This window comes from Paraburkholderia sp. BR10882 (genome assembly GCF_040948855.1).
Classification (GTDB): domain Bacteria; phylum Pseudomonadota; class Gammaproteobacteria; order Burkholderiales; family Burkholderiaceae; genus Paraburkholderia; species Paraburkholderia nodosa_A.
The window spans coordinates 596,442-618,616 of sequence record NZ_JBFPKP010000003.1; the positions used below are offsets into that span (position 1 = coordinate 596,442).

At 65.9% G+C, this 22,175-nt stretch carries 23 protein-coding genes; 12 read left to right on the forward strand and 11 right to left on the reverse strand.

Features of this window, described 5'->3' with window-relative positions; all coding sequences use genetic code 11:
* Positions 1-89 precede the first annotated feature (89 nt).
* The 6 genes from sugE to AB3X99_RS11935 all read left to right on the forward strand — a co-directional run bounded on the left by sugE (position 90) and on the right by AB3X99_RS11935 (position 5,951).
* The gene (gene sugE, locus AB3X99_RS11910) at positions 90-410 is read left to right on the forward strand and encodes a quaternary ammonium compound efflux SMR transporter SugE (protein ID WP_028205705.1); all 321 of its coding nucleotides are present in this window, start codon (positions 90-92) and stop codon (positions 408-410) included.
* Positions 411-619: 209 nt separating this feature from the next.
* Complete coding sequence (locus AB3X99_RS11915) at positions 620-1,234, forward strand: DUF4126 domain-containing protein (RefSeq protein ID WP_069265300.1); 615 nt, start codon at positions 620-622, stop codon at positions 1,232-1,234.
* 179 nt (positions 1,235-1,413) lie between these two features.
* Entirely contained in the window at positions 1,414-3,963 is a 2,550-nt protein-coding gene (locus tag AB3X99_RS11920) for an ABC transporter permease (protein ID WP_368617052.1), read from the forward strand.
* Between the two features lie 96 nt (positions 3,964-4,059).
* A complete protein-coding gene (locus AB3X99_RS11925) occupies positions 4,060-4,470 on the forward strand; it encodes a group II truncated hemoglobin (RefSeq protein ID WP_069265299.1) in 411 nt (136 codons plus the stop codon).
* A gap of 159 nt (positions 4,471-4,629) precedes the next feature.
* Positions 4,630-5,367 carry an alanyl-tRNA editing protein gene (locus tag AB3X99_RS11930; RefSeq protein ID WP_368617018.1) on the forward strand — a complete coding sequence of 246 codons (738 nt, stop codon included), beginning with the start codon at positions 4,630-4,632 and terminating at the stop codon, positions 5,365-5,367.
* Positions 5,364-5,951: a DUF924 family protein gene (locus AB3X99_RS11935; protein ID WP_368617019.1), complete on the forward strand. Its 588-nt coding sequence runs from the start codon at positions 5,364-5,366 to the stop codon at positions 5,949-5,951. The genes AB3X99_RS11930 and AB3X99_RS11935 overlap by 4 nt, the downstream gene beginning before the upstream one ends.
* Positions 5,952-5,970: 19 nt before the next feature.
* Here AB3X99_RS11935 and AB3X99_RS11940 read toward each other — a convergent pair whose 3' ends face one another.
* The 10 genes from AB3X99_RS11940 to AB3X99_RS11985 all read right to left on the reverse strand — a co-directional run bounded on the left by AB3X99_RS11940 (position 5,971) and on the right by AB3X99_RS11985 (position 13,861).
* Complete coding sequence (locus AB3X99_RS11940) at positions 5,971-6,717, reverse strand: SDR family oxidoreductase (protein ID WP_368617020.1); 747 nt, start codon at positions 6,715-6,717, stop codon at positions 5,971-5,973.
* 75 nt (positions 6,718-6,792) lie between these two features.
* Complete coding sequence (locus AB3X99_RS11945; protein ID WP_368617021.1) at positions 6,793-7,377, reverse strand: TIGR00730 family Rossman fold protein; 585 nt, start codon at positions 7,375-7,377, stop codon at positions 6,793-6,795.
* Between the two features lie 13 nt (positions 7,378-7,390).
* Positions 7,391-8,113: a TetR/AcrR family transcriptional regulator gene (locus tag AB3X99_RS11950; protein WP_069265294.1), complete on the reverse strand. Its 723-nt coding sequence runs from the start codon at positions 8,111-8,113 to the stop codon at positions 7,391-7,393.
* Positions 8,114-8,307: 194 nt separating this feature from the next.
* Complete coding sequence (locus AB3X99_RS11955; RefSeq protein WP_083245294.1) at positions 8,308-9,015, reverse strand: diacylglycerol kinase; 708 nt, start codon at positions 9,013-9,015, stop codon at positions 8,308-8,310.
* A gap of 116 nt (positions 9,016-9,131) precedes the next feature.
* Positions 9,132-10,163: a glycosyltransferase family 1 protein gene (locus AB3X99_RS11960; protein WP_069265293.1), complete on the reverse strand. Its 1,032-nt coding sequence runs from the start codon at positions 10,161-10,163 to the stop codon at positions 9,132-9,134.
* A 67-nt stretch (positions 10,164-10,230) separates the two neighbouring features.
* Entirely contained in the window at positions 10,231-11,190 is a 960-nt protein-coding gene (locus AB3X99_RS11965) for a UDP-2,3-diacylglucosamine diphosphatase (protein ID WP_342947953.1), read from the reverse strand.
* 142 nt (positions 11,191-11,332) lie between these two features.
* A complete protein-coding gene (locus tag AB3X99_RS11970; protein ID WP_256094758.1) occupies positions 11,333-11,854 on the reverse strand; it encodes an RDD family protein in 522 nt (173 codons plus the stop codon).
* Positions 11,855-12,019: 165 nt separating this feature from the next.
* Positions 12,020-12,847 (reverse strand): DUF3106 domain-containing protein, encoded by an 828-nt coding sequence (locus AB3X99_RS11975; RefSeq protein ID WP_069265290.1) that lies wholly within the window; start codon positions 12,845-12,847, stop codon positions 12,020-12,022.
* Between the two features lie 25 nt (positions 12,848-12,872).
* Positions 12,873-13,301, reverse strand: coding sequence for a DUF3619 family protein (locus AB3X99_RS11980; protein ID WP_069265289.1), 429 nt, complete (start codon positions 13,299-13,301; stop codon positions 12,873-12,875).
* On the reverse strand, positions 13,298-13,861 hold the full coding sequence (locus AB3X99_RS11985) for an RNA polymerase sigma factor (protein WP_069265288.1): 564 nt from the start codon (positions 13,859-13,861) through the stop codon (positions 13,298-13,300). The genes AB3X99_RS11980 and AB3X99_RS11985 overlap by 4 nt, the downstream gene beginning before the upstream one ends.
* Positions 13,862-14,258: 397 nt before the next feature.
* On the opposite strand from AB3X99_RS11985, the gene AB3X99_RS11990 reads away from it, so the two are divergent.
* The 6 genes from AB3X99_RS11990 to AB3X99_RS12015 all read left to right on the forward strand — a co-directional run bounded on the left by AB3X99_RS11990 (position 14,259) and on the right by AB3X99_RS12015 (position 21,353).
* Positions 14,259-16,034 carry an acetolactate synthase 3 catalytic subunit gene (locus AB3X99_RS11990; RefSeq protein ID WP_069265490.1) on the forward strand — a complete coding sequence of 592 codons (1,776 nt, stop codon included), beginning with the start codon at positions 14,259-14,261 and terminating at the stop codon, positions 16,032-16,034.
* Between the two features lie 126 nt (positions 16,035-16,160).
* Positions 16,161-16,652, forward strand: a complete 492-nt coding sequence (gene ilvN, locus AB3X99_RS11995; RefSeq protein WP_027795483.1) for an acetolactate synthase small subunit — start codon at positions 16,161-16,163, stop codon at positions 16,650-16,652.
* A gap of 116 nt (positions 16,653-16,768) precedes the next feature.
* Entirely contained in the window at positions 16,769-17,785 is a 1,017-nt protein-coding gene (ilvC, locus tag AB3X99_RS12000) for a ketol-acid reductoisomerase (RefSeq protein WP_028205689.1), read from the forward strand.
* A 148-nt stretch (positions 17,786-17,933) separates the two neighbouring features.
* Positions 17,934-18,587 (forward strand): phosphatidylserine decarboxylase, encoded by a 654-nt coding sequence (locus AB3X99_RS12005; protein ID WP_028205688.1) that lies wholly within the window; start codon positions 17,934-17,936, stop codon positions 18,585-18,587.
* Positions 18,588-18,599: 12 nt separating this feature from the next.
* Positions 18,600-19,475: a CDP-diacylglycerol--serine O-phosphatidyltransferase gene (pssA, locus tag AB3X99_RS12010; protein WP_028205687.1), complete on the forward strand. Its 876-nt coding sequence runs from the start codon at positions 18,600-18,602 to the stop codon at positions 19,473-19,475.
* A gap of 324 nt (positions 19,476-19,799) precedes the next feature.
* Positions 19,800-21,353, forward strand: coding sequence for a 2-isopropylmalate synthase (locus tag AB3X99_RS12015; protein WP_368617022.1), 1,554 nt, complete (start codon positions 19,800-19,802; stop codon positions 21,351-21,353).
* Between the two features lie 111 nt (positions 21,354-21,464).
* Here the strand turns inward: AB3X99_RS12015 and AB3X99_RS12020 are convergent, their stop codons facing one another.
* Entirely contained in the window at positions 21,465-22,016 is a 552-nt protein-coding gene (locus AB3X99_RS12020; protein WP_368617023.1) for a hypothetical protein, read from the reverse strand.
* Positions 22,017-22,175 lie beyond the last annotated feature (159 nt).

Here is a 22,175-nt window from a genome sequence, read left to right on the forward strand (position 1 = left end):
TCGGTGCTATCATTACAGCTCTGTAAGGACGGCCTTACGGATTCTGACGTCATCGGGGACGGCCCCATTTTTCAAATGGAGCGTTCCCCATGTCCTGGTTTCTTCTTCTCGTCGCCGGCCTGCTCGAAGTGGCGTGGGCCGCCGGTCTCAAATCTTCCGAAGGATTCACGCGGCTCTGGCCCTCGGTGTTCACCGTGGTCACTGCCCTGGGCAGCTTCGTCCTGCTCGCCATGGCCATGCGTCAGCTGCCGCTCGGCACCGCCTATGCGGTGTGGACGGGCATTGGCGCGGTCGGCGCGTTCGTGTTCGGCATCGTCATGATGGGCGAGGCAGTGAGCGCCGCGCGCGTGGCAAGCGCCGCGCTGATCGTGCTCGGCCTCATCGGACTCAAGCTTTCTTCGGCCGCCTGATTAAATTCGCTGCGCATACCTCGATGCGGACCTGTGCCGCGGCCGCGCAACACCGCTGCGGCACCGCAGCGAGCGTGGCTATAATGGAACGGTCATAACCCGATAACCCTCCGCGCCGCATGAGCGGCGAGCGTGTGCGCACAGCGCCTGCTCTCCCGCTTTGCGCGTGGAGCGCCGGCGCCCCGGCCGCCCGCGCGAGGAGGCAAGCCATGCTGGAACCACTTTCGCTAGCAGCGGGCCTGTCTTGGGGCAGCGGCCTGCGTCTCTATCTCACGGTGCTGATGGCCGGCGTCTTGCAACGTCTTGGCCTGATCCATCTGCCCGACACGCTTGCCGCGCTCGCTTCGCCGTGGGTGATCGGCATCGCCGCCGCGCTTACGGTGCTCGAATTCCTCGCCGACAAGATTCCCGCGTTCGACTCGCTCTGGGACGCGGTGCACACCTTCATCCGTATTCCGGCCGGGGCCGTGCTCGCAGCCGGTGCGCTCGGCCATGCCGATCCGGCGCTGTTGACCGTCGCGGCGCTTGCGGGCGGCACGCTCGCGGGCACGGCGCATCTCGCCAAGGCGGGCACGCGCGCGTTGATCAATCTGTCGCCTGAGCCGGTCTCGAACGTCGTCACATCGAGCGCCGAAGACGGTATGACCTTCGTCGGCGTGCTGCTCGCGCTCTTCGTGCCTGTGCTCTTCCTCGTCATGCTCGTGGCGTTCCTCGTGCTCGCGGCCTGGGCGCTGCCGCGCCTGTGGCGCGGCGTGCAGGGCGGTTTTCGCGGCATGGCGACGCACATGGTTTCGCGGCTTTCGCTGCGAGGTCGTCACGATTGAGCGGCGGCGCGCCTTCTTCCTCCAACGCCAGACCTCCGCGCAGCGAAGGCGGCCCGGGCTTCGTGCAGGCTGAGCCGCCGGGCGCGGCTGGTGGCCCGGCCGGTCCTGGCGGCCCGCGTGCGCCGGTGGCCGTGCGCACCACACCAGGCTGGTCCGATCTCGTGCATCTTGCCGCGCGCATGACGGCGCGCGACTGGCGCGCGGGCGAACTCACCATGCTGCTGTTCGCGCTCGTGCTGGCCGTGGCGGCGCTCGCCAGCGTCGGTTTTCTCGCCGATCGACTGCAGCGCGGCCTTGAGCGCGATGCCCGGCGCATGATCGCCGCCGATTTCATCGTGCGCGCCGATCACCCCGTCGATCCCATGTTCGCGCGCGAGGCGCAGTCGCTGTCGCTGCGCACGGCGACCACGGCGATCTTCCCGAGCATGGTGAGTTCGGGGACGCCACAGGCCGCGGCAGCGGCGGGCGCTTCCGCCGCCCCGGTCGCCACGGCCACTCGTCTTGCTGCCGTCAAGGCCGTCTCGGCGGACTATCCGTTGCGCGGCGCGCTGCGCATCGCCGCGGCGCCGGGTGCACCCGATCACGCGGCGCAAGGCATTCCCCCGCCCGGCACCGTCTGGGTGGACGACGAACTGCTCGACGCGCTCAAGCTCCATGTCGGCGACACGGTGAAGGTCGGCACACGCACCTTCACCGTCAACGCGCTCATCACGAAAGAACTCGACCGCGGCTTTTCGTTCGTGAACTTCTCGCCGCGGCTCATGATGCGCGCCGACGAAGTCGCGTCGACCGGACTGCTCGGCTATGGCAGCCGCGTGACCTACCGCCTGCTCGTGGCGGGCGCCGATCCGGCCGTCGCGCAGTTCGCGTCCTGGGCGCGTGCGCGCGTGGATGGCGGCAAGATGCGCGGCGTCGCGCTCGAATCGCTCCAGGACGGCCAGCCTCAGGTGCGCCAGACGCTCGACCGCGCGCGCCACTTCCTCACGCTGGTTTCGCTCCTGACAGCGCTGCTCGCGGCGGTGGCGATCGCCATGGCCGCGCATCGCTACACGCGCCGCCATCTCGACGCCTGCGCCGCGATGCGCTGCCTCGGCGCGAGCCAGCGCACGTTGCGCACGCTGTTCGTGCTGGAGTTCGCGGGGCTCGGACTCGTGGGCGGCGCAGCGGGCGTGGCGCTCGGCTACGCGGGTCATCTCGCGCTGCTGGCGTGGCTCGGTAATCTCATCGACGTCGTGCTGCCGCAGCCCGGGCCGTTGCCCGTGCTCGAAGGCATCGCCGCGGGCCTCGTGCTGCTGCTGGGCTTCGCGCTGCCGCCGCTCCTGCCGCTCACGCGCGTGCCGCCGGTGCGCGTGCTGCGCCGCGAGTGGGGCGACGAAGGACGCGCCGCGTGGGCGGCCTATGGCGTCGGCATTGCGCTGTTCGCGGGGCTGCTCGTGATCGCGGCGGGGGAGTTGAAGCTGGGCGGCATCGTCGCGGGCGGTTTCGCGATCGGGCTGCTCGTGTTCGCCGGCGTGGCGCGCGCGGCGCTCTGGTGCGCGGCGCGCGTGGCGCGCAGCGGACGCCTCTCCGGGCAGGCGCGCGCGGGCGTGGGTTGGCGCTATGCCCTGGCGTCGCTCGAACGGCGTCCGGGCGCTAGCGCGCTGCAAATCACGGCGCTCGCCATCGGCCTGATGTGCCTGTTGCTGATCGCGATGACGCGCAACGACCTCGTCGAAGGCTGGCGCAAGTCCACGCCGCCCGACGCGCCCAACGAATTCCTCATCGACATCCAGCCCGATCAGCGCGACGCCGTGGCCGCCTGGCTGCGCTCGCATGGCATTGCCGGGGCTGCCGACAGCGATCTCCAGCCGATGGTGCGCGGGCGCCTCATCTCGATCAACGGCAAGCCCGTGAATCCCGACTCGTACAAGAGCGAGGACGCGCGCCGGCTCGTCGATCGTGAGTTCAATCTCTCGTACACGACGAAGCTGCCCGACGACAATCGCATCGAGGCCGGCACCTGGTATGGCGACGCGGCCACGCCGCAGCTATCGATCGAGCAGGGACTCGCGAAGCTCATCAACGTGAAGCCCGGCGACGTGCTCAAGTTCGACGTGACGGGCCTGGAAGTCACGGCGCCCGTGACGAGCGTGCGCAAGCTCGACTGGGGCTCGTTCAAGGTCAACTTCTTCGTGCTGATGCCGCCCGAACTGCTGCGCGATTTTCCGGCGACGTACATCACGAGCTTTCACCTGCCGCCCGGGCAGCGCCAGGTCGTGGACGGTCTCGTGGCCCGCTATCCCAACGTCACCGCGATCGACATCGCGCCGATTCTCGCGCAGATCGAGCGTGTGCTGGAGCAGGTGATCGGCGCGGTGCAGTTCCTCTTTCTCTTCACGCTCGCCGCCGGCGTGCTGGTGCTCTACGCGGCGCTCGCGGGCACGCGCGACGAGCGCATGCGCGAGTCGGCGCTGCTGCGCGCGCTGGGGGCATCGCACCACCAGGTGCGCGCGGTGCAGGTGGCCGAATTCGTTTCCGTGGGTGCGCTCGCGGGGCTCATGGCGGCAATCGGCGCGCAGGCGGTGGGCTCGGTGCTCGCCACGCACGTGTTTCTCTTCTATCTTCCGTTCGATCCGTGGCTTTTGCCTGCGGGCATCGCCGCAGGGGTGGTGTGCGCGGGCGTGGGCGGGTGGATCAGCTTGCGGCACGTGCTCGCGCGGCCGGCGCTGCAGTCGCTGCGCGACGCGTAGTGCAGCAACCCGCCGCCGCCCGCCACGCGCCGCTGTGCGAAAATCAACGATCTACGGCAGTGCGCTGCCGTCCCTCTTTTTTCCCGATTCAACCGTATGACCGATCCAGCCGACGAAGCGCCGCAGAAACCCACGGCCTTCGAACTCGTCGGCGGCGAGGCGCGCGTGCGCGAACTTGTCGACCGCTTCTATGACCTGATGGACCTCGAGGCCGATTTCGCGGGCATCCGCGCGATGCATCCGCAAACGCTCGACGGTTCGCGCGACAAGCTGTTCTGGTTTCTCTGCGGCTGGCTTGGCGGCCCGGACCACTACATCGAACGCTTCGGCCATCCGCGCCTGCGCGCGCGCCATTTGCCGTTCGCGATCGCCTCGTCCGAGCGCGACCAGTGGCTGCGCTGCATGGCCTGGGCGATGGAAGACGTGGGCCTGGCGGAACCGTTGCGCGAGCGCCTGCTGCACTCGTTCTTCGATACCGCCGACTGGATGCGCAATCATCCGGGCTGATTGACGGGGCCCGATTGTGCCGGTCCCTGCGCCGGTACAGTCAGGCGCTCACGCATCGCGGCCGTCCGGCGGGGCGTTTCGCCTCGCGGCCATAATGGCCCTTTGGCGGGCGTCCGGCTTTGAGCGGCTCGCCGTACGCAAAACAAGGAGACACCCACGATGACGACCACCCGCGCGCTCTTTCGCGAAGACGCCTATCTCACGCAGTGCGAAGCGACCGTGCTTGCCGTTGGCGAGGACGGCGTGCGACTCGACCAGACCGTGTTCTATCCGCTCGGCGGCGGCCAGGCCGGCGACGCCGGCGCGCTGGTGCTCGCCGACGGTACGCGCATCGAGATCGCCGACACGCGCAAGGCGAAGTTCGAAGGCGCGACGCCCGACGACGCGCTCCATGTTCCCAAGCCCGGCCAGCAGGCGCTGCTCGCGCGTCTCAGCGCGGGCGAGCGCGTGCGCGCCGAGATCGACTGGGCGCGCCGTCACCGGCACATGCGATTGCATACGGCGAGCCATCTGATGTGCGCGGTCCTGCCATATCCCGTGGACGGCTGCAGCATCACGACCGACTATGCGCGCCTCGATTTCGCGACCGTCGAGCCGATCGAGCGCGAGATGGTGGAGGCGCGGCTCGCCGAACTCGTGTCGGGCGCGCACGCGGTGGCGACCGAATGGATCACCGACGAGGAAATGGCACAACGCCCCGAACTCGTGCGCACGATGAGCGTGAAGCCGCCGATGGGCCTGGGCCGTGTGCGGCTGTTGCGTATCGATAACGTCGATTTGCAGCCCTGCGGCGGCACGCATGTGCGCAATACGCAGGAGATCGGCGCGCTGCGGGTGGCGAAGCTCGAGAAGAAGAGCGCGCGCACGCGGCGTCTCGTGCTGGAACTGGCGTCATGACGCTCGACGCGCGTGCGCGCGAGGTGCTCGACTTCTGGTTCGGCGCGCCGGGTTCGGAGGAGTTCGGCCGCGAGCGCAAGATGTGGTTCCGCAAGAACGCCGCGTTCGACGCCAGGCTGCGCGAACGCTTCGGCGCGCTGCTCGACGCCACGTGTGCAGGCGAGCTCGACGCATGGTGCGAGACGCCCGAAGGCGCGCTCGCGCTCGTGATCGTGCTCGACCAGTTCTCGCGCAACTGCCACCGCGGCACGCCGCGTGCATTCTCCGCGGACGACAAGGCGCTCGGCATCGCGCGCAGGATGGTGGCGAACGGCGCGGATCTGCGCCTGCCCACGCTGCAGCATCGCTCCTTCGCTTATCTACCGTTCGAACACGCCGAAAGCGCCGAAGCGCAGCGCGAATCGCTGCGTCTGTTCGGCGAGTTGGCGAAGGATCCCGAGGGCAAGGGCTACTACGATTACGCGGTGCGCCACGCGCAGATCATCGAGCGCTTTGGGCGCTACCCGCATCGCAACGTGCAACTGGGCCGCGATTCCACCGACGAAGAAGCCGCTTTTTTGCGCGAGCGGGGTTCGTCGTTCTAGCAAAAGCCAGCGCGCGAGTTCAGCGTCCGCCGCTCACGTCGAGCAGGGCGCCGGTGACATACGAGGCCGCGTCGCTGAGCAACCACACGATCGTTTGTGCGACTTCGTCGGCGCTGCCGGGCCGGCCGAGCGGCGTTTGCGCGCCGAGCACGGCCGCGCGGTCGGGGCGGCCGCCGCTCGCGTGGATTTCGGTGTCGATGAGGCCGGGGCGCACCGCGTTCACGCGCACGCCCTGCGGGCCAAGTTCCTTGGCGAGCCCGATCGTCATCGTGTCGACCGCGCCTTTGGAAGACGCATAGTCCACATATTCGTTGGGCGAGCCAAGCCGCGCGGCAGCCGAAGAAACATTGACGATCGAGCCGCCGTCGCCGCCGCGATCCTTCGACATGCGCCGCGCCGCTTCGCGTGCGCACAAAAACGCGCCGTACACGTTCACGTCGAACATGCGCTTCAGACGCTCGGCGCTCATGTCGGCGACCTGGCTGCCGGGCGCCACGATGCCCGCGTTGTTCACGAGCGCATCGATACGGCCATAGGCCGATTCGAGCGCGTCGAACATCGCGACGACGTCTGCCTCGCTCGCGACGTCGCCGCGCAGCACGCGCGCGTGGCCGCCCGCGCGGCCCACTTCGGCGGCGGTTTCGTCGGCGGCCGGTTCGTTGTGCAGATAGTTGACGCCCACGGTCCAGCCGTATGCGCCGAGCAGACGCGCCGTCGCGCGGCCGATGCCGCGGCTCGCGCCGGTGATCAGGACAACCTTGCTCATCGCGATGTACTCGTCATGGAGGTAACTGCGCGTGGTGCCTGCGGATTGTCGGGCGAACGGCGCGATGCGGCCGGGTCAAACGTTCTCGCGCAAATCCGCCCACTTGTCCTTCGTGGGCGCGTGGTAACGCTTGAGCCTGGCGATCAGCGCCACGGGATCGCCGTCGGTTTGCAGCATGTCGCGGTAGGTCTGGCGCATGAAGCCTTCGCGCACCGTGTGATCGAGCAGCGCCATGAGCGGATCGTAAAAGCCGCCGATGTTCAGCACGCCCACCGGCTTGCGGTGATAGCCGAGCTGCGCCCACGTATAGACCTCGAACAGCTCTTCGAGCGTGCCCGCGCCGCCCGGCATCGCGACGAAGGCGTCGGAGAGGTCGGCCATCATCTTCTTGCGGTGGTGCATGTCGGGCACGACATGCAGCTCGGTGAGGCCCACATGGCCCACTTCCTTGTCCACCAGCAGCTTGGGGATCACGCCGATGGCGCGGCCGCCGCCCTCCATCACGGTGTCGGCGATCACGCCCATCAGGCCGACCTTGCCGCCGCCATAGACGAGCGCGAGGTTCGAGGCGACGAGCGCGCGGCCGAATGCCTGTGCGGCTTCGGTGTACACCGGATTGGCTCCGGGCGAGGAGCCGCAATATACGCAGACTGCTTTCATTCGGCTTTTGCCTTTATTCGCGGTTGTCCTTGGCGGCGCCCGCGCCTTCGCGCGGCGGCAGGTAGTCGTAGAACTCGCGTTTGGCGAGCTTGCCCGAGACGAGATCGTCGAACAGCTCGCGCGCGCGGCCGCGCAGATACGGTGCCATCAGCGAGACGATCTGCACGCTGACCTGGTGCAGCTCGTCGCGAATCGCTTCCTGGTCGTTGTACTTGCGCGGATTCATCACGAACTGGTACGAGAGCCAGTAGGTGGCGATCACGCCGATATTGGTCGAGATCACGTCGATCTCGGCGGGCGTGGCGACCATGTCGCCGTCTTCCACGAGCTGCTCGCAGAACTGCTTCGCGAAGTGCACCTTGTGGCTGATGATCTGCTTGAAGTGCATCTCCAGCGTGCGGTTGCGCGCGAGCAGGTCGTTCAGGTCGCGATAGAGAAAGCGGTAGCGCCACGTGAAGTCGACCATGTACTGCAGGTACGCCCACATCTCGTCGATGGTGGCGCGATGGTCCTCGGGGAAGCGCAGACGCTTTTCGATCTCCTGCTCGAACTGGCTGAAGATGCTGTTGATGATGTCGTCTTTGTTGCGGAAGTGGTAGTACAGGTTGCCTGGACTGATCTCCATTTCCTCGGCGATGGTCGTCGTGGTGACGTTCGGCTCGCCTATCTCGTTGAACAGCTTCAGCGACAGCTCGAGAATCCGTTCGCGTGTACGGCGGGGAGGTTTGGCATCCATGTCGTCCGGCCCTGAAAATGCAGTGCCGGGCTCAGGCGCCCGCTCGTATGTTGCGGTGCGCGCGGCCCGGACGCGGTTGGTCGTTATAAGACTGTCGTTCGATTATAAACCGACGGCCCGCGCGCACCGACAGCTTGCGCCTGTCAGATGCCGGGGAGCGTGGCGAGGCCCCCGCGGACTGGGGGCATGGGGCGCTAGAGTACGCCGATTCCGTGCAACAGCAGCGGGCCGAAACGGGGCACGAGAATCAGCCCCCAGGTCAGGACGCAGAGCAGCAAGGCGAGCGTCACCGCTGCGCTGCCCAGGTCCTTGGCGCGGCCCGAGAGCTCGTTGCGCTCGAGGCCGATGCGGTCCACCGCGTTCTCGATGCTCGAATTGAGCAGCTCGACGATCAGCACGAGGATCACCGAGCCGAGCAGCAGTACGCGCTCGACGGGCTCGACCGGAATGAACACGCCGATCGGCACGAGGATGGCCGCGAGCGTGAGTTCCTGGCGAAACGCGCTTTCCTCGCGGATGGCGGCGCGAAAGCCCTTGATCGAGTACTTGAGCGCTTTCCATGCCCGGGTGATGCCGCGGTTGCCCTTGTAGGGGTTGAAGGGCAGCGGGGCGAGCGGATCGTCGGGGCCGAGCGGTTCGTGCAGATGCGGCGGCTCGGGCGGTTCCGGTGCGGCCGCGCGTGGCGCAGCGGGCCCGGTGGGCTTGGCTGGCTCGCTTGCCGATGCCGGTGCGGCTGGCGGCGCAACGCCAGATGCGGCAGCGGCGGAAGCGCTCGCGCGCGGATCGAGCGCTTCGGCGGCGCGTGCGGCGCGCGTAGAGCCGCCGGCACGCTGGCTGGCTGGCGCATTGGAACTGCGTGCGCCCTGGGCGCTATGCGGCGGTAACGGAGGACGTGGCGTCATGGTCGTGCCAGGTAGTACCCCAGTATCGCACGCGTGCGACGCGGTTGCGCCGGGGCCGTCCGTGTCCCCGGCGCGCTCGCGGACAATCGAAGCGCGCACCATAGCCGGCCCCGCGCTCAGGCAGCGGCGCTGGACGGCTCCATCGTCGCGCGCGAGCGCGGCTTCAGATGCGCCGCGAACTGCTCGGAGGCGGCGCGCCACGAGAAGCGCTCGGCCCAGGCGCGCGCCTCGGCGCGGTCGATCTTCAACGCTTCGAGGCACGCTTCGCGCAGGTCTTCGTTCATCGAACCCGCGCCGCCCGTGCCCAGCACGTCGATCGGGCCTGTCACCGGGTAGGCGGCCACGGGCGTACCGCATGCGAGCGCTTCGAGCAGCACGAGACCGAAGGTGTCGGTGCGGCTCGGGAACACGAAGACGTCGGCGGCCGCGTAGACCTTCGCAAGCTCGGGCTGGCTCAGGACACCCAGGTAATTCGCCTGGGGATAGCGCGACTTCAGTTCGGCGAGCGCCGGGCCTTCGCCGCACACCCATTTCGAGCCGGGCAGATCGAGCTTGAGAAACGCCTCGACGTTCTTCTCCACGGCCACGCGGCCCACATACAGGAAGATGGGGCGCGCCGTGTTGAGCACCTTCGATTCCATCGGCCGGAAGATGTCGAGGTCCACGCCGCGCGTCCACAGCACGACGTTCGTGAAGCCGAACTTCTCGAGGTCGGTCTTCACGACGGGCGTGGGCGCCATCACCGCGAGCGAAGGCTTGTGGAACCAGCGCAGGAAGCGGTACGTCGCCGAGAGCGGAATGCCGAAGCGCGCCTGCACGTACTCGGGAAAGCGCGTGTGATAAGCGGTCGTGAACGGCAGGTCGTGGTCGATCGCGTAGCGGCGCGCGGCGAGTCCGAGCGGACCTTCGGTCGCGATGTGGATTGCATCGGGCCCGAATGCGCTGATGCGTTCGTGCAGATGCCGCTTCGGAAACAGCGAGAGCTTGATTTCCGGGTAGGTGGGGCACGGTATCGTGCGGAACTCCAGCGGCGTAAGCAGTTCGACCTGATGGCCGAGCGCGATGAGTTCGCGCGTCGTGTTCTTCAGGGTTCGAACTACGCCGTTGACCTGCGGCTCCCATGCATCGGTCACGATCATTACTTTCATCGGTCGTCGGCCCTCTCGTCGTTCGGTAGTGCGGTTATGGCTGCTGCGTAACGGTATCAGTCGATACTCAGGCGGCGCTCACACGCGCCTTGCGCGTGGAGACCTGCGCTTCCGGCGCGCGCTTCACGGTCCAGTAGACGATGCGCAACTCGCCCTCGAACGTCTCGACGAGCGCGGACAGGCTCTCCACCCAGTCGCCGTCGTTGCAGTACAGGATGCCGTCGATGTCGCGGATCTCGGCCTTGTGGATGTGGCCGCAGACCACGCCGTCGCAGCCGCGGCGGCGCGCTTCGTCGGTCATCACGCGCTCGAACGAGGAGATGAAGTTCACCGCGTTCTTGACCTGATGCTTGAGGTACTGCGAGAGCGACCAGTACTGGAAGCCGAGCTTCGCGCGCACGCGGTTGAACCAGCGGTTGAGCAGGAGGATCAGCGTGTAGGCCGAGTCGCCGAGATAGGCGAGCCACTTGGCGTGCTGGATCACGCCGTCGAAGAGATCGCCGTGCACGACCCACAGGCGCTTGCCGGTGAGCGTCGTGTGAAAGGCTTCCTCGCGCACGTGGATGTCACCGAACGCGAGATTGCAGAACTGGCGCGCGCTCTCGTCGTGGTTGCCCGGGATGTAGATGACCTGGGTGCCCTTGCGCGCCTTGCGCAGCACCTTTTGCACGACGTCGTTGTGCGCCTGGGGCCAGTACCAGCCCTTCTTCAACTGCCAGCCGTCGATGATGTCGCCCACGAGGTACAGATACTCCGACTCGTTGTGGCGCAGAAAGTCGAGCAGATACGACGCCTGACAGCCGCCCGTGCCGAGATGGATATCGGAGAGCCAGATCGTGCGGTAGCGGGTGGGATCGGGGTGGTCGTCGTCGTGGGGGCCGGAGGCGGGGGCGTCGTCGATCGACGAGGGCGGCAGGGGCGGGACGGGAAAGGTGGCTCCGCCGGGAGATGGGTGGAACGTGGCGGAGTCGGTGCCTCGTCCGGTGGTCTGCCGGAACAGGGTGGTCGCTGACGTCTTTTGGGCCATGGCGCGCGCGGCAGGTTGTAATACGCGCATTGCGCCATGCCGCCGTGACGGCAACATGACAGTCACGAGAAGGTCTCGTTACGCAGTCCCAGGGGTCCCGTGCAGCCGCTTTTCCGGCGCGATAGGGGATGTCGTGCGCCGGCTACGCCTTCGCGCCTTGTGGCGCGATTGCGACAATGCGCGTGCCCGCAATGCGGTCGTGAAGGAACTGGCGGTCGTGGGAGAAGCGGGCGCTCGCGGCCCAGATCACGAACCAGCAGGCAACGAGCGCAAGCGTGTGCGGAATCGAAAGATCGAGCAGCGGATGCAGCACAAGCGGCGGCAGGAACCAGAGCCAGGCGGCGAGATAGCGCAGCGTCGCTCGCGCGAGCGCGGGCGGCTTGCCGTCGGGGCCGACCACACGCAAACGCCAGGTCTTCATCGGCAGCGTCTGCCCGCCCTTGTGCCAGAAGCCGACGAAGTACGTGCCGGCCACGAAGATGATCCAGACTGCCATCGCGTTGTGATGCGTGTAGCCATTGCGCTGCTGCAGGACGAGGCTGAACGCGAGTCCCGCGGCGAAGACGACGCCGAACAGCAGCACGCTTTCATAGACGAACGCGGCGAGGCGGCGACGAATCGAAACGGGCGCAGGTTCAACCGCGAAGACTGCGGCGGGCGGCAGGGCGGCGGCTTGGGCGCTTTCGGACACGATGGCGTCGGTTCGGGGACGGGACGTCCAAAGCATAACCTCGAAAACGCGCGCGGCGAAACGACCGCAACGCTGCGGCGGGGTTAACGAGGGTGCGAAGGGTGCGCGCGAGGGCGCCGCGAGCACCGGGTTGAGGCTTCAGGAGCCCTTGAACGCCGCGGGTGCTTCGGCGGGCGAGACAGGGATGGGCGTGGCGGGGACGAAGCTCCCGGCGGCGGGAATGCCCGACGCAAACGACGAAGCCACCGCCGGCTCGCCCGGCGCGCCGGGCGCTGTGGGCGCGAGACCCGAACCCGTGCTGCTCGCGCCAGCCGCGCCCGATGCCCCGGTGACGCCTGCGGGCGCGTGCGGCAGGCCGCGGTGATCACGCTCGTTGACGAGGCGCTGGATATCGCGGATCTCGCTCTTGTTGCCGCTGGGCGGGGCGCTCACGACGGTGGGCCGGCGCTTGTGCTCGCTCGCGGCAAGGCGTTCTTTCTGCTCTTCAGGGAGTTGCTGGTAAGCCTTCCAGGCGCGCTGGCGCGCCTGCGCCGGCAGTTCCTTGGAAACCTGGTAGTTTTCGCGCGCCACACGCCGTTGCTCAGGCGTCATGCCGACCCATTCCGCCATGCGCTCATGCAAGCGCTTCTGGGCGTCGGGCGACATTTTCGGGTAACGGGCGGCGATCTTTAGCCATTTGCGCTTGCGCTCGTCGCTGAAGCGGTCCCATTCGACGGCGAACGGCGCGAGCGCCGTGTGCTGCGCATCGCTCAGATGCGCCCACGCGAGCGGATTGGACTGGCCGGGCAGCGGCGCAAAGGTGGTCGTGATCGAATTATCGACCGGAGGCGCTTTCGCCTGCGCGGGCGCGCCAGCGGTGTTTTCGCCGGTGGGCTCGGGATGAAAGCGCGGGTAGGTCGCCACATACGACACCACTGCCGCGACCAGACATCCAATGACAACGGCCAGGCCGCGCTTGTAACTCACCCCGTCAGTCTCCCGCTCAGAGTCCTTAGTGCGCGCGCGTCAGATACGCGTTGAACCCGTGATCGAGGTAGGCCGTGAGCGGCAGGTCGTCGCTCAGCATGGCCGCGTCGATATCGGCGAGTTCAGCGGTGCGTTGCTGATCTTCGAAGTACGCGATGGCAAAGAGGCCCGCCACGAGTGCCGCGAGCGGCCAGGCGAGCGCGAAGCGCGCGAGCGCGGAACGGCGCCGCGCGGGCCGGGGCATGGGCGCGCCGGACAGACCGCCGACGCCCGCCGCGGCGAGCGCCGGGGCGCGTACGAGCACGACCTCGGCCTTTTTCTGGGCGAGTGCGGTCTTGCGTGCGGCGGCGAGTCGGGCGGTGGTGGCAGCGGGCAGGTTGGCGGCGCTCTCGTCGAGCGCACGACGCATTTCCCGCACGAACGCCAGTTCTTTATTTTCGAGGGCGGAGCTCATAGGGTGATTCCTTTGGCCTTGAGCGCTTGAGCCAGCGTATGGGTTGCCCGCGAGCAGTGCGTTTTCACGCTGCCTTCGGAGCAGCCCATTGCGGCGGCAGTCTCGGCGACATCCATATCCTCCCAGTAACGCATCAGAAACGCCTCCCGTTGACGTGCCGGTAATTTCTGGATTTCGTCGTCGATCATCTGGAGCACCTGCGCGCGCTCGATCTGCTGCTCGCTGCTCTCGGCGCCAGCCGTACCCTGCTCGGCCTCGAAGGTCTCGAGGGGGTCGAATTCCTCGTCGTCGGCGTTGCCGAGCGACGAAAACAGGCTCACCCACGTATTGCGTACTTTCTGCCGACGAAAATAGTCGTGCATCGTATTTTGCAAAATACGCTGAAAGAGCAGGGGGAGTTCTGCGGCCGGGCGGTCTCCGTATTTTTCCGCGAGCTTGATCATCGCGTCCTGCACGATGTCGAGCGAGGCGTCGTCGTCCCTTACGGCGTAGACCGTCTGCTTGAACGCGCGTCTTTCGACGCCCGCCAGAAAGTCGGCGAGTTCCTTGTCTGATGCCATCCGTTGCAGGGCGCCGCCGCCAGCGTACGCGTAATCGTTCGAAAAATGTCGTAAAACTCGCGGATCGTAGCAAATTTTCGCGCCAACAGGCTAGCGGAAGGCCATGAGAATGCTTCGCATCATGGATGCGCCGGCCGTGATGCCTGTCCTGTCGGCCCTTGGCCGGCGCCGCGAGGCGTGCGCGCTGTCGCAACGTTCGTGCCCGGCTTCTCAATAATTGCTTGACCGAAAGGCACCGAGCCGCTATCTTCGACGGTTCGCAACATAAGTGACTAGTCTCAATTCGGATGTGGCCCAAGAAGCTCATCTGTCAACTGGACGCGCCGCTTGAACCCGAGCCACAAGCCCGGCAGAGAGCACCCGATCAATTTTTTGCCGAAAATTCGAAAGGTCAATGATGAACATGCCCAGCGCGGAATTCTCCACGTCGGTCCCCCCTTCGCAAGAATCTGACCCTCAAGCGCATACGTCCATCGGCGGAACCGTGCTGATGAAGGCGCTCGCAGACGAGCAGGTCGAATTCATCTGGGGCTATCCCGGCGGCTCGGTACTCTACATTTACGACGAGCTGTACAAGCAGGACAAGATTCAGCACGTTCTCGTGCGCCACGAACAGGCAGCCGTGCACGCGGCCGACGCCTATGCGCGTTCGACCGGCAACGTCGGCGTGTGTCTCGTGACCTCGGGGCCTGGCGTCACCAATGCGGTGACGGGCATCGCGACGGCCTACATGGACTCGATCCCGATGGTGATCATCAGCGGCCAGGTGCCTACCGCCGCGATTGGTCAAGACGCCTTCCAGGAGTGCGACACGGTCGGCATCACGCGTCCCTGCGTGAAGCACAACTTCCTCGTGAAGGACGTGCGCGATCTCGCCGCCACCGTCAAAAAAGCTTTCTACATTGCGCGCACCGGCCGTCCCGGCCCTGTGCTGATCGACATTCCGAAGGATGTGTCGAAGACGCCGTGCACGTATGAACCGATCAAAAACGTCACGCTGCGTTCGTACAACCCCGTCACCAAGGGCCACTCGGGGCAGATCCGCAAGGCGGTGTCGCTGCTGCTCTCGGCAAAGCGTCCGTACATTTATACCGGCGGCGGCATCATCCTCGCGGATGCGTCGCGCGAACTGAACCAGTTCGCCGATTTGCTCGGCTACCCGGTCACGAACACGCTGATGGGTCTGGGCGGCTACCGCGCGAGCGACCGCAAGTTCCTCGGCATGCTCGGCATGCACGGCACCTACGAAGCCAACATGGCGATGCAGCACTGCGACGTGCTGATCGCGATCGGTGCGCGCTTCGACGACCGTGTGATCGGCGACCCGGCGCACTTTGCCTCGCGTCCGCGCAAGATCATCCACATCGACATCGATCCGTCGTCCATCTCGAAGCGCGTGAAGGTCGATATCCCCATCGTCGGCGACGTGAAGGAAGTGCTCAAGGAGCTCATCGAGCAGCTTCAGCACGCCGATCACGGCCCGGATACGGCCGCGCTCGCCGACTGGTGGAAGGACATCGAAGGCTGGCGCGAGAAGAACTGCCTGAAGTTCGACCGTTCGAGCGAGATCATCAAGCCGCAGTACGTGGTGGAGAAGGCGTGGGAGCTCACGGGCGGCAACGCGTTCGTGTGCTCGGACGTGGGCCAGCACCAGATGTGGGCCGCACAGTTCTACCGCTTCAACCAGCCGCGCCGCTGGATCAACTCCGGCGGCCTCGGCACCATGGGCTTCGGCCTGCCGGCGGCGATGGGCGTGAAGATGGCGCACCCCGACGACGACGTGCTGTGCATCACGGGCGAAGGCTCGATCCAGATGTGTATTCAGGAGCTGTCGACCTGCAAGCAGTACGACACGCCCGTGAAGATCATTTCGCTGAACAACCGCTACCTCGGCATGGTCCGCCAGTGGCAGCAGATCGAATACAGCAAGCGCTATTCGCATTCCTATATGGATGCGCTGCCTGACTTCGTGAAGCTCGCCGAAGCGTACGGCCACGTCGGCATGCGGATCGAAAAGACCGCGGACGTCGAGCCGGCGCTCAAGGAAGCGCTGCGTTTGAAGGACCGCACGGTGTTCCTCGATTTCCAGACCGACCCTTCCGAAAACGTCTGGCCGATGGTACAGGCCGGCAAGGGCATCACCGAGATGCTGCTCGGCTCGGAAGACCTGTAACGGTATTTGCACGGCGCCGTTTCGAGCTCGCGCGGCGCGCGTCCACACAAGGGGCGCGCGGGTTCGCGGGGAAGGGCGGCAGCCGCATCTGCCAAATGCGAAACTGGATAAATCGCGGATCACATCATGAGACACATTATTTCCGTTCTGCTGGAAAACGAGCCGGGCGCGCTCTCGCGCGTGGTCGGCCTCTTCTCGGCACGCGGCTACAACATCGAAACCTTGACGGTGGCGCCGACCGAAGACCGTTCGCTGTCGCGCATGACCATCGTTTCCATTGGCTCGGACGACGTGATCGAACAGATCACGAAGCATCTGAACCGCCTGATCGAGGTGGTGAAAGTGGTCGACCTTACCGAGGGCGCCCACATCGAGCGCGAGCTGATGCTGATCAAGGTAAGGGCGGTCGGCAAGGAACGTGAGGAGATGAAGCGGATGGCGGATATTTTCCGCGGCCGTATCATCGACGTCACCGAAAAGACCTACACGATCGAACTGACGGGCGCGAGCGACAAGCTCGACGCGTTCATCGAAGCGATCGATGCGACCGCGATTCTCGAGACCGTCCGTACGGGCGGCTCGGGCATTGGGCGCGGAGAGCGCATTCTGAAGGTGTGACCCGACCACAGTCGATCTTGCACCGGAACCTGACCGGATGCGTCCTTAATCGCATCCGGTGCAGCAAAAGCTAATAGCAGTACCGATATTCACCAGACTCTCGCCAAGGAACCAACATGAAAGTTTTCTACGACAAGGACGCCGATCTCTCCCTCATCAAGGGCAAGCAGGTCACGATCATCGGTTACGGCTCGCAAGGCCACGCACACGCGCTGAACCTGAAGGACAGCGGCGTGAACGTCACGGTCGGTCTGCGCAAGAACGGCGCATCGTGGAGCAAGGCTGAGAACGCCGGCCTGCAGGTCAAGGAAGTGGCCGAAGCGGTGAAGAACGCCGACGTCGTCATGATGCTCCTGCCCGACGAGCAGATCGCCGACGTCTACGCGAAGGAAGTCCACGCGAACATCAAGAACGGCGCAGCGCTCGCGTTCGCCCACGGCTTCAACGTGCACTATGGCCAGGTGATCCCGCGCGCGGATCTGGACGTCATCATGATCGCCCCGAAGGCACCGGGCCATACGGTTCGCGGCACCTACTCGCAAGGCGGCGGCGTGCCCCACCTGATCGCTGTCCACCAGGACAAGTCGGGCGCAGCGCGTGACATCGCTCTGTCGTACGCGGCAGCGAACGGCGGCGGCCGTGCCGGCATCATCGAAACGAACTTCCGCGAAGAAACCGAAACCGACCTGTTCGGCGAACAAGCCGTGCTGTGCGGCGGTACGGTCGACCTGATCAAGGCTGGCTTCGAAACGCTGGTCGAAGCGGGCTACGCGCCGGAAATGGCCTACTTCGAGTGCCTGCACGAACTGAAGCTGATCGTCGACCTGATCTATGAAGGCGGCATCGCCAACATGAACTACTCGATCTCGAACAACGCCGAGTACGGCGAGTACGTGACGGGCCCGCGCGTCATCACGGCCGAGACGAAGAAGGTCATGAAGGAAGTCCTGAAGGACATCCAGACCGGCGAATACGCCAAGAGCTTCATCCTGGAAAACAAGGCCGGCGCACCGACGCTGCAATCGCGCCGCCGCCTCGGCGCCGAGCACCAGATCGAAGTGGTCGGTGCAAAGCTGCGCGCGATGATGCCGTGGATCGCCGCGAACAAGCTGGTCGACCAGTCGAAGAACTAATCTGACGGTATTAATCTGACTGCGTGTACGGTTTTTTGCCGACACTCATCAGTTTGACCTGAGTCAGACCCGAAAAAGCCGCCCAGGTGGGATGAACCCTGGGCGGCTTTTGCTATCCTACGGTTTTCAAAATAACAGCGAAGCCACCATGAATTACCCTCATCCGATCATCGCGCGCGAAGGCTGGCCGTTCATCGCCATTGCGGCCGTCGTGGCGCTCTTGATCCATGCGGTCGCAGGCTTCGGACTCGCATGGCCCTTCTGGCTGATCCTGATCTTCGTCGTCCAGTTTTTCCGCGATCCGCCGCGCCCGATCCCGAGCCAGGCCAACGCCGTACTGTGCCCGGCGGACGGCCGCATCGTCGCTGTGGAAACCGCGCACGACCCGTATGCAAACCGTGAAGCGCTCAAGATCAGCGTGTTCATGAACGTCTTCAACGTCCACTCGCAACGTTCGCCCGTGGACGGCGCCGTCGCCAAGGTCGAGTACTTTCCGGGCGCGTACCTGAACGCCGCCATCGACAAGGCTTCGACCGAGAACGAGCGCAATGCCGTGGTGCTGACGATGGCAGACGGCACGACCGTCACCTCGGTGCAGATCGCGGGCCTCATCGCGCGCCGCATTCTCTGCTACGTGCGTGCCGGTGAGCCGCTTTCGCGCGGCCAGCGCTATGGCTTCATCCGCTTCGGCTCGCGCGTCGACGTCTACCTGCCCGTGGGCAGCCGCCCGCGCGTGTCGATTGGCGAGAAGGTGTCCGCCTCGTCGACGATCCTCGCCGAACTGCCGACCCAATCGGCATAAAGGAGGGCTGCGATGGCCGGATTCAAACAGCGTCGACCCCGTAACCCCGCCGGCGGGCCGCTGCCGCGGCCGTTCCGGCGCAACAAGGCCGTCCAGGAGCCCATGGGCGTCGCCGCGAACCGGCGCGCGGCGCGCCAGGAGTTCCTGAAGAAGCGCGGCATCTACCTGCTGCCCAACGCGTTCACCACGGCGGCGCTCTTCTGCGGCTTCTTCGCGGTCGTGCAGGCCATGAACGTGCGCTTCGAGGTGGCGGCCATCGCCATTTTCGTGGCGATGGTGCTCGACGGCATGGACGGGCGCGTGGCCCGCATGACGCACTCGCAAAGCGCGTTCGGCGAGCAGTTCGACAGCCTTTCGGACATGGTGTCGTTCGGCGTGGCGCCCGCGCTCGTGATGTACGAGTGGGTGCTCAAGGATCTCGGGCGCTGGGGGTGGCTCGCGGCATTCGTCTACTGTTCGGGCGCGGCGCTGCGTCTTGCGCGCTTCAATACGAACATCGGCGTGGTGGACAAGCGCTTCTTCCAGGGCCTGCCGAGCCCGGCTGCGGCCGCGCTCATCGCCGGCTTCGTCTGGCTCGCCACCGACAACCGCGTGCCCGTGAAGCTCTCGTGGCTGCCGTGGGTGGCGTTCGTCCTGACGATTTACGCCGGCGTGACGATGGTGTCCAACGCGCCGTTCTACAGCGGCAAGGCGCTCGACGTGCGCCATCGCGTGCCGTTCGCGGCCACGCTGCTCGTGGTGGTGGCGTTCGTGCTGGTGTCGTCCGATCCGCCGCTGATGCTGTTCGGCCTGTTCGTGCTCTACGGCCTCTCGGGCTACGTGTTCTGGGCGTACCAGGCCGTGCGCGGACGCTCGAACCCGGCGCGTTCGTCGCCGCGCGAGCGGTAGGGCGCGGGTGCGGGAGGGCTGCAAAGGGGCTGCGCGCGAGCGCGGCCCTTTTTCTTTTTGCGCGCGCCCACGCGGTTGCCCGGACTGGTCTCTTCCAATTGCGCTATCGGCGGATTCCGGCTATAGTCGGCGGCATGGACACCATCCAGTTCCCCCTCTCTTCTCTTCAAGCCGGCGCGCTACTAAGCACGCTAGCGCTAGCGCGCCTGCCGCGCTGATCTCGCTCGCCCTCCGTAAGCCTCGTTCATTGTCAGCGTCGCCATCGGTGGCGCGAACACCCAAAATCCGTTTTAGACATTGAACAAGTCCCCCTGGAGACCCGAAATGGCAGCAGACAAGCTCATCATCTTCGATACGACGTTGCGTGACGGCGAGCAGTCGCCCGGTGCGTCGATGACGAAGGAAGAGAAAATCCGCATCGCGAAGCAACTCGAGCGCATGAAGGTCGACATCATCGAAGCCGGCTTCGCGGCCAGCTCGAACGGCGACTTCGACGCGATCCACACGATCGCCGGCATGGTGAAAGACAGCACGATCTGTTCGCTCGCCCGCGCGAACGACAAGGACATCCAGCGCGCCGCCGACGCGCTCAAGCCCGCCGACCACTTCCGTATCCACACGTTCATTGCCACCTCGGCGCTGCACATGGAGAAGAAGCTGCGCATGTCGCCCGCGCAGGTGCTCGAGCAGGCGAAGCTCGCGGTGCGCTTCGCGCGCAAGTTCACGAACGACGTGGAGTTCTCGCCCGAAGACGGCAGCCGCTCGGACATGGACTTCCTGTGCCGCGTGCTCGAAGCCGTGATCAACGAAGGCGCGACCACGATCAATATCGCCGATACGGTCGGCTACGGCGTTCCCGAGCTGTACGGCAACCTCGTGAAGACGCTGCGCGAGCGCATTCCGAACTCGGACAAGGCTGTGTTCTCGGTGCACTGTCACAACGACCTCGGCATGGCCGTGGCGAATTCGCTGGCCGGCGTGCAGATCGGCGGCGCGCGCCAGGTGGAGTGCACGATCAACGGTCTCGGCGAGCGCGCGGGCAACACCTCGCTCGAAGAAATCGTGATGGCCGTGAAGACCCGCAAGGACTACTTCGGTCTCGATCTCGGCATCGACACCACGCAGATCGTGCCGGCTTCGAAGCTCGTTTCGCAGATCACCGGTTTCGTCGTGCAGCCGAACAAGGCCGTGGTCGGCGCCAACGCCTTCGCGCACGCCTCGGGCATCCACCAGGACGGCGTGCTCAAGGCGCGCGACACCTACGAGATCATGCGCGCGGAAGACGTGGGCTGGAGCGCGAACAAGATCGTGCTCGGCAAGCTCTCGGGCCGCAACGCATTCAAGCAGCGCCTGCAGGAACTGGGCATCCAGCTCGACAGCGAAGGCGAACTGAACAACGCGTTCGCACGCTTCAAGGAACTGGCGGACCGCAAGGCCGAAATCTTCGACGAAGACATCATCGCGATCGTCACGGAAGAGTCGGCCCAGGCGCAGGATCAGGAGCACTTCAAGTTCATCTCGCTCGCGCAGCACTCGGAAACGGGTGAGCGTCCGCACGCACGCGTCGTGTTCTCGGCCGACGGCAAGGAAGTGACCGGCGAAGCCGCGGGCAACGGCCCGGTGGACGCTACGCTCAACGCGATCGAAACCGAAGTGGGCAGCGGCTCGGAGCTTTTGCTGTACTCGGTGAACGCGATCACGACGGGCACCCAGGCGCAGGGCGAAGTGACGGTGCGTCTCTCGAAGGCCGGCCGCATCGTCAATGGCGTGGGCACCGATCCGGATATCGTCGCCGCTTCGGCGAAGGCCTATATTTCGGCGCTCAACAAGCTCTACTCGGGCGACAAGGTCAATCCGCAGCGCTCCGAAGCGGTGTGAGTGGTGGCGAGGCATCTTGCCTCGCATCGCACAGCCAATGAAAAACCCCCGGCTCGCAAGAGCGCGGGGGTTTTGTTTTTTGCGGCGCCGGGGCCGCTGCGGCCAAAGCAATCAGAACAGGCTGCGGCGATCCGGATCGTGCAGCGGATCGGGTGTCTTCTGCGTGAGCCGCAGAATGCCCTGGTCGTCGAAGTAGAAGCTGTAGAGCATGTACCAGACGTTGTCTTCGAGGTAGCGGTAGGTCCACGCTTCCTTCTTCATCAGCGGGAAGTAGGAGGTTTCGACCGGGCGGCCGAAGTTCACGAGCACGTCGCTGCGCGTCCATTTGCCGATTTCCGCGCGATAGAACTCGTTGGGCTGCAGCACCTGGCGCACGTTCACGACGCGGCCGCTGGCGTCGATGTCGGCGGCCGTGGTGACTTCGCCCATCGGCTGGGTCGGCCACATCAGGCGCTTGCCGCCGTCGGGCAGGTCGTAGGTTTCAGCCGGCGGGCCGAAGCGGGCGATCACGGACTGCGCGTCGTCGCCTGCATGGAATTGTTGCCACGGCTGGGCGCAGCCGGCGAGCGCGAGTGCGCCCACGCCCGCGAGGAGCCCGAGACGCAAGCGGCGCGAGGCGAGGCGCACGGGTGTTGCGAGCGAGGTTGAGAGGCGCGTGAACATGATGTCCCCCGATGGCAAGGTTTCAATGACCGCCGTGAATGTGGAACCCTTATTTTGACACGGCGCGAGACGCTCGCGGGGCGGCCCCGTCCGGCAGGCGGTGGATCGCGGCCTTGCCGTCGCCCCGCCTTGCGGCCTATGATCCGCGCTTCGAATGAC